We start from the raw sequence: 12,921 nt of genomic DNA, 5'->3' as shown, positions 1-12,921 counted from the left end.
TCCGCCGCTCGGGGGCGACGGCGGAGACCCTCAACCGGTTAGTCGTCCTGAGGCCGCCCGGCGTTACACGATCTGTGTGAGCCAATTTCGGAAAAGTTCGTGGCCGTGCTCCGAGAGCACGGACTCGGGGTGGAACTGCACGCCCTCGACCCGCGCCAGCCGGTGCCGCAGCCCCATGACGACGCCGGTCTCGCTGACCGCGCTGACCTCCAGGACCTCGGGCATCGTCTCCGGGACCACGGCCAGCGAGTGGTAGCGCGTCATGGTCACCGGGGAGGGGAGGCCGGCGAACACGCCCTTGCCGTCGTGGGAGATCGCGCTGGTGCGCCCGTGCATCAGCTCGGGCGCGCGGGCGACGACGCCGCCTTCGGCGACCGCGATGGCCTGGTGGCCGAGGCAGACGCCGAGCAGGGGGACGTCGCGCAGGACGCAGTAGTCCACCAGGGGGACGCTGACGCCCGCGGCCTCCGGCGTGCCGGGGCCGGGGCTGATCACCACGCCGTCGAAGCTGTCGGCGTCGCGTACCCGGACATGGTCGCGTGGCCGGACGTCGCAGTCGGCGCCCAGCCGGCGGAGGTACTGCACGATCGTGTGGACGAAGCTGTCATGGTTGTCCACGACGAGCACGCGGGTCATCGGCCTATGGTCGCCCGGTCGAGTGGCACGTGGGGCTCCAGCATCGGGAACACGACATACCAGAGTACGACCCCCGCGCAACCGGTCAGCGCCAGCACCGTGGCCAGCTTGACCAGGGTGCCGCCGGGGATCGCGCGCCAGAGCCATCCGTACATGGGTCCTCCTCGCTCGGTGGAGACACCGGGCCTACCGCCGCTCCCGCGTCCCCGAGAGGACGCCGAAGACGATCAGACGCTGCCGGGCCGAGTACTCGGGGTGGCACGTGGTGAGGGTGATCATGGCCTCGCTGGGCCTGCGGCCGGGCTGGCCGGGTACGGGGGCGATGACCTCGACCTGGGAGGGGTCCACGACGGACTTGCCGGAGACGCGGTAGGTGTAGCGCGCCTTGGGGGCCTCGACCACGATCTCGTCGCCGCGGCGCAGCTCGTCGATCCTGTTGAAGGGGGCGGCGTAGGTGGTGCGGTGCCCGGACAGGACGAAGTTGCCGACCGCGCCCGGCGCCGCCGTCCCCGGGTAGTGGCCCGGCCCCCGGCGCAGGTCCTCGGGGGTGACGCCTTCGAGGACGGCGTACTCGTAGTCGCGGCCGAGGCGGGGGATGCGGATGAGCGCGACGGCGTCGCCGAGGTCGATCTTGGAGAGCTTGCCGCCGTGCTGGACCGCCTTGGAGGTCTCCAGGAGCCGGCGTTTCAGCACGCTCTGGTACCACTCGGTGTAGGAGCTGGTGCCCCAGAGCAGGTAGGCGCAGAACAGCAGCATGACCAGGCCACCGGTGACGCTGAGCTCGCCGCAGGTGCGCAGCAGCATTCTCATGGCGTCTCGGTGGCCGCGGGCGGCCTGCCTGCCCCCTCTCGGGCGGTGACCGGGCGCCCCGGTGCGCCCTGCGCGGCCAGAGTATCGGCGGAGGGCGGCGTGCGCCGGGAGACCGGCGGCCGCTTGACCGGCTCTTTGCCCGGGGCGGCCGGAGTTGATCAAGGATTTCCGGCATTACTGAACGAAAGCTTGTTCACTTAGGAATCGCCGATCGCGCCCGCGCCGACTAGGCTTGCTTCGGACCTCGTATGCCAGCGAACAGGCTGGCGCCAGAGCCCGCGCCGGCCGCGCGGGTCCCCACCAGGAGAGCTGCCGTGCCCAAGTCCCACACTCGCAAGAAGGCGGTCTACACGCCGCCCCAGAAGTCGCAGCAGGTGAAGGTGAGCCCGCGGTGGCTGGCACCGGTCATGGTCGCGTCATGGATCATCGGCATCCTGTGGATCGCGCTCTTCTACATCGCGCCGGATCTGCCGGGCATCGCCACTCTGAGCAACTGGAACCTTCTCGCCGGGTTCGTGTTCATCATCTTCGGCGTGGTGCTGTCCACCCGCTGGCGGTGAGCCCGTCCTGAGCGGCCGTTCGCCGACGAGGGCGGACTTTTTCCACAGGCTTTATCCACAACCTGGGGAAGCAGCCCGCCCTCCGGTCAGGCGGCCAGGGGCGGCACGGCCATGAGGATGGCCAGGTACACCAGCAGCATTCCGGCGACGGTCGCGAGCTGGAACGCCTTGCGGCTGCGGGCGGGCGCGTAGGCGAACAACCCGGTCACCACCGCTCCCGCCACGAGCCCGCCGAGGTGGCCCTGCCAGCTGATGCCCGGCACCACGAAGGTCAGCACGACGTTGATGCCGATGAGCCACAGCACGCCGCGCACGTCGTAGCCCATGCGGCGCGAGATCACGAACATCGCCCCGAACAGGCCGTAGATCGCGCCCGAGGCCCCGACGGCGTAGCTGCCGAAGAGGTAGACGGCCATGGAGCCGCCGAGCGCCGACAGCAGGTACACGGCGGCGAACCGCAGCGAGCCGAGGATCTTCTCCAGTTGGGGGCCGATGGCGAACAGGGCCCACATGTTGAAGAGGATGTGCCAGTACGACGGCGGCTCGGCGTGCAGGAAGGCGCTGGTGAACAGCCGCCACCACTCCCCGGCCGCGACATGGTCGGCCGACATCATGAACCGGCCGAGGACCGCCGGCGCGTTGATGACCTCGCCGAGGTAGGCCAGCACGTTGATCGCCAGGAGGGCCCAGGTCACCACCGGGGTGGTGACGGGCCTGCCGCCGAAGGCCGCCTCGGCGCGGCGTACGGTCCTGTTGCCCTCGCGCACGCACTCGGGGCACTGGTGGCCCACCGAGGCCGCGCGCATGCAGTCCGGGCAGATGGAGCGGTCGCAGCGCTGGCAGCGCACGTAGGTCTCGCGATCCGGATGGCGGTAGCACATCGGGAGCGCGTCGCTGGTGTTCGGATCGGGCCGCCCGGGCCCCTCGGGCCGGTCCGCCGGATTCGGGTGGTCTGGCTGAGTGGTCATCGCCTGTTCGCGGCCCCTTCGCCGGTGCGCTTACTCCACAGACTGCCACCCTATGCAGCCGTTCGAGCGCCCCGCGCCGTTACACCTGGAGAACCGCGCGAAAACGCCGGCCCGCGGCGCGGGGGGACGGACCGGGCGGCCCGGCCCCCACGCGCTCGCGCCGGGACGCGTCAGGACTGCACGCGCTCGATGATGACCTCCTGCAGCACGACGTCGGTGAGCGGGCGTTCCTGCCGGGTCGGGGTCTTGGAGATCGCGTCGACGACCTCGTGGCCCTCGATCACCTCGCCGAAGATGGTGTGCTTGGTGTTGAGGTGCGGCGTGGGCACGACGGTGATGAAGAACTGCGAGCCGTTCGTGCCGCGCCCGAACCGCTTGCCCGCGTTGGCCATGGCCAGCAGGTACGGCCGGTTGAACTGGAGGTCCGGGTGGATCTCGTCGTCGAAGTCGTAGCCAGGGCCGCCGATGCCCTGGCCGAGCGGGTCGCCGCCCTGGATCATGAACCCCTGGATCACCCGGTGGAAGATCGTGCCGTCGTAGAGACGGTCGTTGCTCTTCTGGCCGGTCTCGGGGTGGGTCCACTCCCGGGTGCCTTCGGCGAGCTCGACGAAGTTGCGCACGGTCTTCGGCGCGTGGTCAGGGAAGAGACGGAGTTTGATGTCTCCGAGAGTGGTCCGGAGCTTGGCGATGAGATTTTCAGCCACGAGAGGACTGCCCCCTTCGATGCCCGTTTATGGGTTTGATTCGTGGTGTTTTCAGGACTATGGCGCATTGGCCTACCCGGCATCCTCCCATGCCGCCTCAGGATTGAGCCGCCATCGTTCGGGAAGGTGAGCCTGCGGGGCCCCAAGGACAGGGGAGGCTATCGTGTCCCTGACAATGAGAAAACGCCGCGTCACCATGGTTCTACCGGAGACGCGGATGGGTCGTATCAAGACCCAGGCCAGGCGGACGGCCGAGCAGGTCCGCCCGGTGGCGAGCACCGCCCGTGAGGTCGCCTCGCACCGTATCGAGGACGCCCGCGTCTGGGCCGCTCCGATGTTCGACCGCGCTGCCCATTCCGTCGAGGATCAGATCGCGCCCAAGGTGAGCCAGTTCCTCACCCAGGCCGCGGAGGCCATCGACCCCTCGCCGACACTCCGGCGTCGCGGCCGGGGACGGTGGTCGACGATCGCGCTCCTCGCCGGGTTCGCCGCGTGCGCGGTGGGCATCGTCCTTTACCGCAACAACGCCCGTCAGTGGGCCGACTCGATGAAGGACACCTCGGCCGACGCCAGCAGGTGGTCCGGAGAGCGAGAGGAGTCGACGGCCCGCGCCGAGGAGACCGGCGCGACGACCGACGAGACCTCGCGCCGCATTTACTGATCGCTCGGCCCCCGCAGCCACCCCCCGGACAACTTCCGGGGGGTGGCTGCGTTAGGGGGATAGATCAGGATTTTTCGGGCTTTATCAGGGGGAAGGTGCGACTACCCCGTGCCCTACGGGGAAGCGGAGACGCGTGTCCGAGACTGGCAGTTCCGACCGCGCCGAGATCTCCAGCGTCTTTCCCCCCTTCCCGGCCGGCCCCGCGACGAGCGACGGCGACACCGCCGCCTCCGCGCGCACCCCTGACCCCGCGCCGCGCGACGACGCCCCGCCACGCGCCTCCGCACGCGAGGTGGACGACCGCGGCGAGAACCCGTTCGGGCGTCCGGGACGCCCGCTGCGCAGCAACCCCTTCCTGTTCGGCCTGACCGCCGCGCTCGGCGTGCTGACCGCGTGGCTGCTCGTGCAGGCCATCGCCAGCGCCGGTTCGGCGCTCGTCCTCATCATCGTCTCGCTGTTCCTCGCCATCGGCCTGAATCCCGCCGTGGAGTGGCTGCAGCGCAGGAACCTGTCCCGGCGGACGGCGATCGCGATCGTGTTCGGCGCCGTCATCGCCTTCTTCGTGGTCTTCGGCCTGGCCATCGTCCCCCCGCTCACCGAGCAGACGACGGGCTTCGTCCAGCACCTGCCCGAGTACGTCCAGCAGCTCCAGAACCACCCGATGATCCGCTCGGTGGACGAGCGCTACCAGCTCCTGGAGAAGCTCCAGCAGTACGTCACCAGCGGCGACCTGGCGAGCCAGATGTTCGGCGGGCTGCTCGGCGTGGCGAGCGTCGTGATCAGCGCGCTGTTCAGCGGCCTCACGGTGCTGGTGCTGACGCTCTACTTCCTCGGCTCGCTGAACTCGATCAAGGAGACGGGCTACCGGCTCGTCCCGCGCTCCCGCCGCACGCGGGTGCGGCTGCTCAGCGACGAGATCATCAAGCAGATCGGCGGGTACGTCGCCGGCAACCTGATCATCTCGCTGATCGCGGGCGTGGTGACGTACATCTTCCTCGCCGTGATGAAGGTGCCGTACGCGCTGCCGCTGGCGATCTTCGTGGCGGTGACCGACCTCATCCCGATGGTGGGGGCGGTGCTCGGCGCGGCGGTCGCCTCGGGGGTGGGGTTCCTGACCTCGGTGCAGGCCGGCATCGCGTGCGTGATCTTCTTCGTCATCTACCAGCAGATCGAGAACTACATGATCTCGCCGCGGGTGTTCAAGTCCTCGGTGGACGTGCCGCCCATCGCCACGATCATCGGCGCGCTGCTCGGCGGGGCCCTGCTCGGCATCGTCGGCGCCCTGCTCGGGATCCCGCTGGCCGCCGCCGTCCTGCTCCTGGTCAGGGAGGTCGTGGTGCCCCGCCAGGAACGGCTGTGAGACCGGTGACGCGGACGGGCCCCGCCGCGCCACCGGCCGGTCACTCCAGCCGGGTTCCGCACCCGAGCCGCTCGCCCACCCGGGCGAGCAGGCCGCTCATCCCCGTGCGCCCACGCGCCTCGAATCCGATGAAGAACCGGTTGGCCATCGGCACGGCCCACCGGCCCCGCCGCGCCACGTTGAACACGCGGTGGACGAGCCGGCTGCCCTCGGGGTGCGGCTCCAGGCGGTACTCCCCGCGGTACCACCAGCCGCCCTGTGCCGCGACGAAGCCGTCATCGGCCTCGATCGTCATCGCGCGGGACGGCAGGGACGGCAGGCTCACCCGGAAGCGGCCGGGACCGCCGGAGACCACGCCTCCGGGGAGGGAGTCGCTCATCAGCCACAAGTTGTCCGGCCCGACCGGACCGGGGCGCACGGCCATCAGCGCGGCGACCCGGTCCGGGGGTGCCTCGATGACGCCCGTGAACTCCCAGAGCGGCGCCCTCACCGCGCCCCGCCCTTCGCCCGCAGTTCCTCCGGGCTCACCTTGCGGGTGTTGTGGAAGGCGGCGAACCGCCACGCGTCGGGCTCGCGCACGGCGGTGAGCGTGATGATCGAGTCGCGCCCCGGGTCGGGCCGGCCGTCCAGCGAGGAGCCGCCCGAGGCGATCACGACCGCGACGTCCGGCCGCAGGAATCGGATCGACGGCGCGGCGGGCGCGGAGGTGCCCTCTGTCAGCTTGACGCCCTTGAGCGGTCCCTCGAAGAGGGCCCGGTGCGACTGCTCGATGGCCTCGCGGCCGGTGATGCGCATGCCGAAGAAGGTGATGTAGTCGGCGTCCGCGGTGAACTGCTCCGCGTAGGCGCGCGCGTCCCCGGTGTTCCAGGCGTCGGTCATGCGGCGCAGCAGGTCGTGGATCTCGGCGGTGACCGTCTCGGTCATGGATCTCTCCTCGGAAAAGGCCCCTCAGGGCACGGGATCGATCCGCGGGGCGCCTATCCTTGGAGGCCGGGTGACCCTGGACGGCCGCCTTCGCGGATCTGTTCGGGTACGGCCGCCGGCCGGGTGTTGGCGCACCCGGCCGGCGGTGTCTTTCAGGCGGGCGGCCGCTGCTCGCCCAGCAGGTCGTCCAGCAGGCCGGACTTGAGCGCGCCGGTCCAGGTCAGCTCCCCCGACTCCAGCCGCGCGAGCACCCCGCGCACCCAGTCGAGCTCGGCCGCGCGCAGCGCCCTGGCGCATTCGACCTCCAGCAGGAGGATGGGCGGCAGGCCGGTGGCGGTGAGGCCGGAGATGTGGGCGTCCTGGGAGACGACCATGCCCTCCAGGACGGCGGCGCGGGTCCGCAGGGCGCGGCCGGCCTCCTCGGGGGACAGGCACCCCACCAGCGAGATCGCCGCGACGAACGGCCGGCCGTCGGACTCCGGGTCCTCCAGCAGGCGCTTGAGACGGCTGCTCAGCTCCGCTCTGCCCTCGGCCGTGATCTCGTACACCGTGCGCTCGGGGCGGCGGCCCTCGCGCGTCGTCTCGACCGGACTGATCAGCTCCTCCGCGACCAGCCGGTCGACGGCGTGGTAGAGGCTGCGGGGGAGGCCGGTGACGTAGTCCTTGTGGGTCTCGACGATGAAACGGTGCAGCTCGTAGGGGTGGCTCGGGCGGACCGAGAGCAGCGCGAGCACCGTGAGCGACACCAGGTCGCGGTCTGCCCTGCGGCGTGCCATCACCGTCTCCTTTATGATGCGAACTTCCTTATGGCAGTTTGCACTAATGGAAGACGCTTGTCCACCGGAGACGAGAAACCCCCGGACGGCGGGCTTCAGGGCCGTCCGGGGGCCAGGCGGGTAAGAGACGTGGCAGCGCCTTCCCGAGGCGGAGAACGCCAGGGCGGCGAGGTAAATGGCCGGCCTCTCGCGGGGGCCGGCGCGCGGCGCGCGACGGCGGCCCGCCAGGGAGGACGACGGAGGCTACTCGCGCCCGCGCCGCGAGGGGCCCGTCCAGGCGTAAGGATCGCGGGACCCGCGGCCGGGCTCGCGCGGAACATCCTGCCGGTGTTCGGCCTTGCCGGCGCGCCGCCTGCGGGTGAGCCACCAGCCGACACCGAGGATGACCAGGCCGACCGGCGTACGCGCGAGCCAGCGGGTGACCAGGAGTTGCAGGATTCTTTTCACGGCTCCTCCCCTTTCCGGGCATCGGACCCCCCCTACCCGCACGCGAGGCGGCCATGCCATCGGCACGGCCGGGGGACGGCCCGCGAGGGGGCGCTCACAGCGTCCATTTCTGGTTGGCCCATCCGTTGCAGTCCCACAACTGGACCTTCGTGCCGTTACTGCCGATGCCGCCGAGGTCGGCGTCCAGGCACCGGCCGTTGTAGAGGCTGTAGATCGTGTGGCTGACGGCGTCGTAGATCCACTTCTGGTTGCTCCAGCCGTTGCAGTCCCAGAGCTGTACCTTCGTGCCGTTGTCGGCGATGCCGTTCAGGTCGGCGTCCAGGCACCGGCCGTTGTACTGGCTGCGGATGGTGTGCGCCTTGACGTCGTAGTTCCATTTCTGGTTGTTCCAGCCGTTGCAGTGCCAGAGATGGACCTTGGTGCCGTTGCGCGCGATCGTGTTCAGGTCGGCGTCCAGGCACTTGGAGTTGGCGCGATTGCGAATCGGCTCGGGCTTGGCGTCGGCGACGGCCCCGGCCGTGGACCCGGCCACGATGGCCGCGCATCCGAGCACCACGGCCGGCGCCTTCAGCAGGCGGGCGGTCCGGGTGATGTTCCTTCGCATCGCGTCTCCTCTGCGCGCACGCACGACTACTCTCCGTAGCCGAACTTACACGCGCGGGACCCGATCGGAGCGGGACGACACGACGGCGAGATGGCCGGGAAGCGGCCTGGCCACCCCGCCGACGCTTCGGGGCCTCAGAAGTTGATCATGTGACCGGCGAGCCCGTGGACGGCCTCCTTGACCGCTTCGCCCAGGGTCGGGTGCGCGTGGACGTTCCGCGCCACCTCGTTCACCGTCAGGTCCCACTGCTGGGCCAGCGTGAGCTCCGGCAGGAGCTCGGTGACCTCGGGCCCGATGAGGTGACCCCCGATGATCTCGCCGTGGCGGGCGTCGCTGAGGAGCTTGACGAAGCCGGTGGAGTCCCCGAGCCCGTGCGCCTTGCCGTTCGCCGTGAAGGGGAACTTCGCGACCTTGACGTCGAAGCCCTTCTCGCGCGCCTGGGCCTCGGTGTACCCGAAGCTCGCGATCTGCGGCTGGCAGTACGTCGCCCGCGGGATCATGACGTAGTCCAGCTCCATCGTCTCGGCGTCCGCGATGGTCTCGGCGGCGATGACGCCCATGGCCTCGGCCGCGTGCGCGAGCATGAGTTTGGCCGTGACGTCGCCGATGGCGAAGATGTGCGGCACGCTGGTGCGGCAGCGGCCGTCGATGTCGATGGCGCCGCGGTCGGTCAGCCGCACGCCGGTCTTCTCCAGGCCGTAGCCCTCGACGCGCGGCTGGAAGCCGATGGCCTGCAGCACCTTGTCGGCCTCCAGGACCTGCGACTCGCCGCCGCGCGAGACCGTCACGCGCACCTTGTCGCCGGAGTCGTCGATGGACTCGACCCGGGTGGAGGTCAACACCTCGACGCCGAGGCGCTTGTAGCGCTTGGCCAGCTCGGCGGAGACCTCTTCGTCCTCCAGCGGTACCAGCCGGTCCAGGAACTCCACGATCGTGACCTTCACGCCGTAGGCGCGCAGGACGTAGGCGAACTCCACGCCGATCGCGCCCGCGCCGGCGATCACGATGCTCTCGGGCAGGTCGTCGCTGAGGATCTGCTCCTCATAGGTCACGACCCGCTCGCTGAGCGAGGTGCCGGGCAGGAGCCTGGTGGTGGCGCCCGCCGCGATGACGCAGTGGTCGAAGGTCACCGTCTCGGTGCCGCCGCCCGCCACGGCCACCTGCAACGTGTTCGGGTCGGTGAAGGTGCCCCGGCCGTTGTACTCGGTGATGCCGTTCTTCTTCATGAGGAAGTGGACGCCCTTGACCCGGCCGTCGGCGACCTTGCGGCTCCGCTTGAACGCCTCGGAGTAGTCGAAGGTGACCTGGCCGTCCACGCGGATGCCGAACGTCTTCGCCTCGTGGGTGAAGATGTGGGCGAGTTCGGCGTTGCGCAGCAGCGCCTTGGAAGGGATGCATCCCACGTTGAGGCAGACGCCGCCCCAGTAGCGTTCCTCGACGATCGCCGTGCTGAGACCGAGCTGAGCGGCCCGGATCGCGGCGACGTACCCGCCGGGACCGGCCCCGACGACCACGACGTCATAATGAGCAGTCATGCTCCGGACCATAAGGCGTCCGGAGGCGTGCCGGTGCACCGGGGGCGGGCGCCGGACGGTCCGTCCCGGCCGTCTCTCCTTCGGCCGGGACGGCTCCTCGCGGACGAAGCACCCCGATCCGTACGCAACGGACACAGCCCCGAAAAGCCGTTATTCCGGATTAAAGCCTAGGTTTGCGATAGAGCCCTCGACTTTCTCCTTTATCCTCATAAGGCTTTCAACCCCGCCGGCCGCCGCCGATGGCCCGTCGACCCCGAATCCATCCTTTCTCCAGGAACGACACGGGTCACCATCCGCCCACGCCGTCCTCCAACCCCTGTGGCGGCGGGGTTTCGGCGGGAGGCGCCGGGTGCGGAGCGAGGTTACCTGGCACGTCGGGGTACGACACGATCAAGTTGATCATGTCGGCCGAAGTCGGGAAATCTCGAATCGAACACCACAACAAGAGGTTAAGCACATAGCAAAAGCGGCACTTATTCGTTTGTCACACGTCGCCCCCGGAAAAAAGACAAGTGTGAAGACTCCCGCAGTCATCACAGCATTCACAGCCATCTACGCGTATGCCAGCGCAACGCAATCGATGTCGTCCCAGGGGGATCAGCAATGCCCAAGCTCAAGAGGTTCCTGAGCACACTTACGATCGGCGCCGCACTCGCCACCGGCATGGTCGGGATGGGTGCCGTGACCACGGTCACCAGCGCCGAAGCGGCGACCGTCACGAGCTTGCCCGCCGGGGGTAACGGGGGTAACGGGGGTAACGGGGAGGCACGGGACTGGAACCGCAACCGCAACCGCAACTGGAACCGCGCCTGGGCGCGCGCCCTCAACAGCTCGCTGGCCCGGAGCTGGGCCCGTAACTGGGCCCGGCACTGGAACCGCAGCCACAGCCGCAGCCACAACGTCAACCGCCAGGCCCAGACCGTCAACATCAGGCTCATCTTCCCCGACTCGGTCGGGGGACCGGTGACGGCGACCTCCACCTCGACCGAGCGCACGCCGAAAGCCTGACCACGGCCGCCCGTGTTCCCCGCACCGTGGCCGTCCCGCCGGCGGCACCCGGCACGGCAGCGCGGGGAACACGGGCACGTCAGCCCATTTCCGACAATAACTCTATATGTTGACAACTAAATTTTTCGGCGTCACCCTGAGGGCATGAGAGACGTCGAAATCATCGAGGACCCGGCCACGGCCGAGGTGTCGCTGGACCCTGTGCGGGCGCGCCTGCTGGCCGAGCTCTCCGAGCCGGCGTCCGCGACCATGCTCGCCGCCCGGCTCGGCCTGCCCCGGCAGAAGGTCAACTACCACCTCAAGACCCTGGAGCGGCACGGCCTGGTGCGGTTGGTCGAGGAACGCCGCAAGGGCAACGCGACCGAGCGCGTCCTGCGGGCGACGGCGGCGTCGTACGTGATCTCCCCCGTCGCGCTGGACGCGGTCGCGCCCGATCCGGCCCGCTCGCCCGACCAGCTCTCGGCGCGGTGGCTCCTGGCCCTGGCGGCCCGGCTGGTGCGCGACCTCGGCACGTTGATCACCGGGACCGCCAGGACGCGCAGGCCCGTGGCGACGTTCGCCGTCGACGGCGAGATCCGCTTCGCCTCGGCCGCCGACCGCGCCGCCTTCGCGCGCGAACTGGCCTCCGCCGTGACCGCGCTGGCCGGCAAGTACCACCACGAGGGCGCGCGCCGCGGGCGCGACCACCGCGTCATCATCGCGGTGCACCCCAAGGTGGACTCCTGAACGCCGCCTTTCCCCTACCGGCCGCGGCGCGGGAAATCGCATAATGAGAATCGCCGCCCGCCCTGCGGAAATCGCCCTCTCGCACGGCGTGCGCGCACATCCGCGAGCGTGCCGGATCAACCCCTACACGACCCCTGTTCCTCACGTTCCCCGGTGACGTGCCCCCTGCCTACGGCCATCCCGCTATGCGATGCTGGACGCGGAACGACGCTCCGTCCCGGACGCGGGCGCCCTCCCACGAAGGCGCTTTTCGCTTAACGAAGCGACAATGCGATACGAGCGAGGCCATGACCACGCCGGCGCCTTTGGCGTGAAAGCCACGGCAACGAGCAAGGAGGTTCGCGGTGAGCAGCAAAGAAGTGGACGAGTTCGTCAAGACCAAGGTGCTTCCCCAGCATCAGGGCATCGTGGAAAAGCTCCGCTCCCTCATGAAGCAGGAGGCCCCCGCCTCCGAAGAGATCATCAGCCGCGGGTCCCCGGCGTGGAAGGCCAACGGGAACCTGGCGATCATCAGCACGAGCAAGACCCACATCACCTTCGCCTTCACGCGCGGCGCGGAGTTCCAGGACTCCCACGGCCTGCTGGACGGCATCGGGAAGACCACGCGGCACGTCAAGATCAAGACGCTGGAGTCCCTGAACGAGCCCGCCCTGCGCGACTACATCAAGCAGGCCGTGAAGCTGGACGAAGAGTAGGACCTCGGCTCCCCGCGCGTCGTCGTGCGGCCCGGTGAGGAACCGCCCGTCCCCAGAGGCCGAGAGTTAGGCTACCGATCATGACGGTCACACTCGGCGACGGCGCGCGGAAGCTCATCGACGGCGCCAACGTGGGAATCCTCGGCACCCTGAACCCGGACGGGAGCCCGCAGACCTCCGTGGTGTGGGTCGGCAGAGACGGGGACGACGTGCTCATCTCCACCGCCCAGGGCAGGCGCAAGGAGAAGAACCTACGGCGCGACCCCCGGGCGAGCCTCTGCGTCTACGACAAGGCCGACCCGCTCACGTACATCGAGGTGCGCGGCACCGCCACCGTGACCGAGGACGCCGGGCGCGCCCTGGCCGTGGCGCTCGCCGAGCGGTACGAGGGGGCGGGCGCGGGCGAGGAGTATCTGGCCCTTCCCCCGGAGGTCGTCCGCGTCGTGATCCGGCTGACCCCGCGGAAGGTGCTGGGCACCGGCGCGGAATGACCCGCGCGCGTCCCGG

18 protein-coding genes are annotated in these 12,921 nt (G+C 69.7%); 7 read left to right on the top strand and 11 right to left on the bottom strand.

The window, feature by feature from the left end:
- Positions 1-63: 63 nt before the first annotated feature.
- Genes BJ982_RS07635 through BJ982_RS07625 form a run of 3 tightly spaced genes read right to left on the bottom strand, consistent with a single transcriptional unit; the run spans position 64 to position 1,446 of the window.
- Entirely contained in the window at positions 64-636 is a 573-nt protein-coding gene (locus tag BJ982_RS07635) for an anthranilate synthase component II (protein WP_184877844.1), read from the bottom strand.
- The gene (locus BJ982_RS07630; protein ID WP_184877842.1) at positions 633-791 is read right to left on the bottom strand and encodes a hypothetical protein; all 159 of its coding nucleotides are present in this window, start codon (positions 789-791) and stop codon (positions 633-635) included. Before BJ982_RS07630 ends, BJ982_RS07635 begins: the two co-directional genes overlap by 4 nt.
- A 31-nt stretch (positions 792-822) precedes the next feature.
- Positions 823-1,446: a class E sortase gene (locus tag BJ982_RS07625; RefSeq protein ID WP_239122954.1), complete on the bottom strand. Its 624-nt coding sequence runs from the start codon at positions 1,444-1,446 to the stop codon at positions 823-825.
- Positions 1,447-1,760: 314 nt separating this feature from the next.
- On the opposite strand from BJ982_RS07625, the gene BJ982_RS07620 reads away from it, so the two are divergent.
- Positions 1,761-2,006: a cell division protein CrgA gene (locus tag BJ982_RS07620; RefSeq protein ID WP_184877840.1), complete on the top strand. Its 246-nt coding sequence runs from the start codon at positions 1,761-1,763 to the stop codon at positions 2,004-2,006.
- An 86-nt stretch (positions 2,007-2,092) separates the two neighbouring features.
- On the opposite strand, the gene BJ982_RS07615 is transcribed toward BJ982_RS07620, so the two are convergent.
- Positions 2,093-2,974: a rhomboid family intramembrane serine protease gene (locus tag BJ982_RS07615; protein ID WP_184877838.1), complete on the bottom strand. Its 882-nt coding sequence runs from the start codon at positions 2,972-2,974 to the stop codon at positions 2,093-2,095.
- 170 nt (positions 2,975-3,144) lie between these two features.
- The gene (locus tag BJ982_RS07610) at positions 3,145-3,678 is read right to left on the bottom strand and encodes a peptidylprolyl isomerase (RefSeq protein WP_184877836.1); all 534 of its coding nucleotides are present in this window, start codon (positions 3,676-3,678) and stop codon (positions 3,145-3,147) included.
- A 217-nt stretch (positions 3,679-3,895) separates the two neighbouring features.
- On the opposite strand from BJ982_RS07610, the gene BJ982_RS07605 reads away from it, so the two are divergent.
- Both BJ982_RS07605 and BJ982_RS07600 read left to right on the top strand, forming a co-directional pair.
- Positions 3,896-4,339, top strand: a complete 444-nt coding sequence (locus BJ982_RS07605) for a hypothetical protein (protein WP_184877835.1) — start codon at positions 3,896-3,898, stop codon at positions 4,337-4,339.
- A 133-nt stretch (positions 4,340-4,472) separates the two neighbouring features.
- Positions 4,473-5,699, top strand: coding sequence for an AI-2E family transporter (locus tag BJ982_RS07600; RefSeq protein WP_184877833.1), 1,227 nt, complete (start codon positions 4,473-4,475; stop codon positions 5,697-5,699).
- A 40-nt stretch (positions 5,700-5,739) separates the two neighbouring features.
- Here the strand turns inward: BJ982_RS07600 and BJ982_RS07595 are convergent, their stop codons facing one another.
- From BJ982_RS07595 to lpdA, 6 genes are all read right to left on the bottom strand, one after another.
- Positions 5,740-6,189 carry a hypothetical protein gene (locus BJ982_RS07595; protein WP_184877831.1) on the bottom strand — a complete coding sequence of 150 codons (450 nt, stop codon included), beginning with the start codon at positions 6,187-6,189 and terminating at the stop codon, positions 5,740-5,742.
- A complete protein-coding gene (locus BJ982_RS07590) occupies positions 6,186-6,623 on the bottom strand; it encodes an SgcJ/EcaC family oxidoreductase (RefSeq protein WP_184877829.1) in 438 nt (145 codons plus the stop codon). Before BJ982_RS07590 ends, BJ982_RS07595 begins: the two co-directional genes overlap by 4 nt.
- Positions 6,624-6,775: 152 nt before the next feature.
- Complete coding sequence (locus tag BJ982_RS07585; protein WP_184877827.1) at positions 6,776-7,399, bottom strand: PadR family transcriptional regulator; 624 nt, start codon at positions 7,397-7,399, stop codon at positions 6,776-6,778.
- Positions 7,400-7,642: 243 nt separating this feature from the next.
- Positions 7,643-7,846 (bottom strand): DUF6203 family protein, encoded by a 204-nt coding sequence (locus BJ982_RS07580; RefSeq protein WP_184877825.1) that lies wholly within the window; start codon positions 7,844-7,846, stop codon positions 7,643-7,645.
- Between the two features lie 94 nt (positions 7,847-7,940).
- Positions 7,941-8,450: an RICIN domain-containing protein gene (locus BJ982_RS07575; protein WP_184877822.1), complete on the bottom strand. Its 510-nt coding sequence runs from the start codon at positions 8,448-8,450 to the stop codon at positions 7,941-7,943.
- 134 nt (positions 8,451-8,584) lie between these two features.
- Complete coding sequence (lpdA, locus tag BJ982_RS07570) at positions 8,585-9,985, bottom strand: dihydrolipoyl dehydrogenase (RefSeq protein WP_184877820.1); 1,401 nt, start codon at positions 9,983-9,985, stop codon at positions 8,585-8,587.
- A gap of 603 nt (positions 9,986-10,588) precedes the next feature.
- Between lpdA and BJ982_RS07565 the strand changes: the two genes are divergently transcribed.
- The 4 genes from BJ982_RS07565 to BJ982_RS07550 all read left to right on the top strand — a co-directional run bounded on the left by BJ982_RS07565 (position 10,589) and on the right by BJ982_RS07550 (position 12,905).
- A complete protein-coding gene (locus tag BJ982_RS07565; protein ID WP_184877818.1) occupies positions 10,589-10,993 on the top strand; it encodes a hypothetical protein in 405 nt (134 codons plus the stop codon).
- Between the two features lie 144 nt (positions 10,994-11,137).
- Complete coding sequence (locus BJ982_RS07560) at positions 11,138-11,719, top strand: ArsR/SmtB family transcription factor (protein WP_184877816.1); 582 nt, start codon at positions 11,138-11,140, stop codon at positions 11,717-11,719.
- Positions 11,720-12,063: 344 nt separating this feature from the next.
- Positions 12,064-12,414: a DUF1801 domain-containing protein gene (locus BJ982_RS07555; protein ID WP_184877813.1), complete on the top strand. Its 351-nt coding sequence runs from the start codon at positions 12,064-12,066 to the stop codon at positions 12,412-12,414.
- 80 nt (positions 12,415-12,494) lie between these two features.
- Positions 12,495-12,905, top strand: coding sequence for a PPOX class F420-dependent oxidoreductase (locus BJ982_RS07550; protein WP_184877811.1), 411 nt, complete (start codon positions 12,495-12,497; stop codon positions 12,903-12,905).
- Positions 12,906-12,921 lie beyond the last annotated feature (16 nt).

It is taken from the genome of Sphaerisporangium siamense, from assembly GCF_014205275.1.
GTDB classification, from domain to species: Bacteria; Actinomycetota; Actinomycetes; order Streptosporangiales; family Streptosporangiaceae; genus Sphaerisporangium; species Sphaerisporangium siamense.
This window is presented reverse-complemented; position numbering and strand designations above follow the sequence as displayed.

What these genes read in the sequence shown, in the direction of transcription:
- BJ982_RS07590 (WP_184877829.1), bottom strand. Translation starts at nt 6,623, where the DNA reads ATGACCGAGACGGTCACCGCCGAGATCCACGACCTGCTGCGCCGCATG.
- BJ982_RS07575 (WP_184877822.1), bottom strand. Translation starts at nt 8,450, where the DNA reads ATGCGAAGGAACATCACCCGGACCGCCCGCCTGCTGAAGGCGCCGGCC.
- BJ982_RS07635 (WP_184877844.1), bottom strand. Translation starts at nt 636, where the DNA reads ATGACCCGCGTGCTCGTCGTGGACAACCATGACAGCTTCGTCCACACG.
- BJ982_RS07615 (WP_184877838.1), bottom strand. Translation starts at nt 2,974, where the DNA reads ATGACCACTCAGCCAGACCACCCGAATCCGGCGGACCGGCCCGAGGGG.
- BJ982_RS07550 (WP_184877811.1), top strand. Translation starts at nt 12,495, where the DNA reads ATGACGGTCACACTCGGCGACGGCGCGCGGAAGCTCATCGACGGCGCC.
- BJ982_RS07630 (WP_184877842.1), bottom strand. Translation starts at nt 791, where the DNA reads ATGTACGGATGGCTCTGGCGCGCGATCCCCGGCGGCACCCTGGTCAAG.
- BJ982_RS07565 (WP_184877818.1), top strand. Translation starts at nt 10,589, where the DNA reads ATGCCCAAGCTCAAGAGGTTCCTGAGCACACTTACGATCGGCGCCGCA.
- BJ982_RS07560 (WP_184877816.1), top strand. Translation starts at nt 11,138, where the DNA reads ATGAGAGACGTCGAAATCATCGAGGACCCGGCCACGGCCGAGGTGTCG.
- BJ982_RS07605 (WP_184877835.1), top strand. Translation starts at nt 3,896, where the DNA reads ATGGGTCGTATCAAGACCCAGGCCAGGCGGACGGCCGAGCAGGTCCGC.
- lpdA (WP_184877820.1), bottom strand. Translation starts at nt 9,985, where the DNA reads ATGACTGCTCATTATGACGTCGTGGTCGTCGGGGCCGGTCCCGGCGGG.
- BJ982_RS07625 (WP_239122954.1), bottom strand. Translation starts at nt 1,446, where the DNA reads ATGAGAATGCTGCTGCGCACCTGCGGCGAGCTCAGCGTCACCGGTGGC.
- BJ982_RS07585 (WP_184877827.1), bottom strand. Translation starts at nt 7,399, where the DNA reads ATGGCACGCCGCAGGGCAGACCGCGACCTGGTGTCGCTCACGGTGCTC.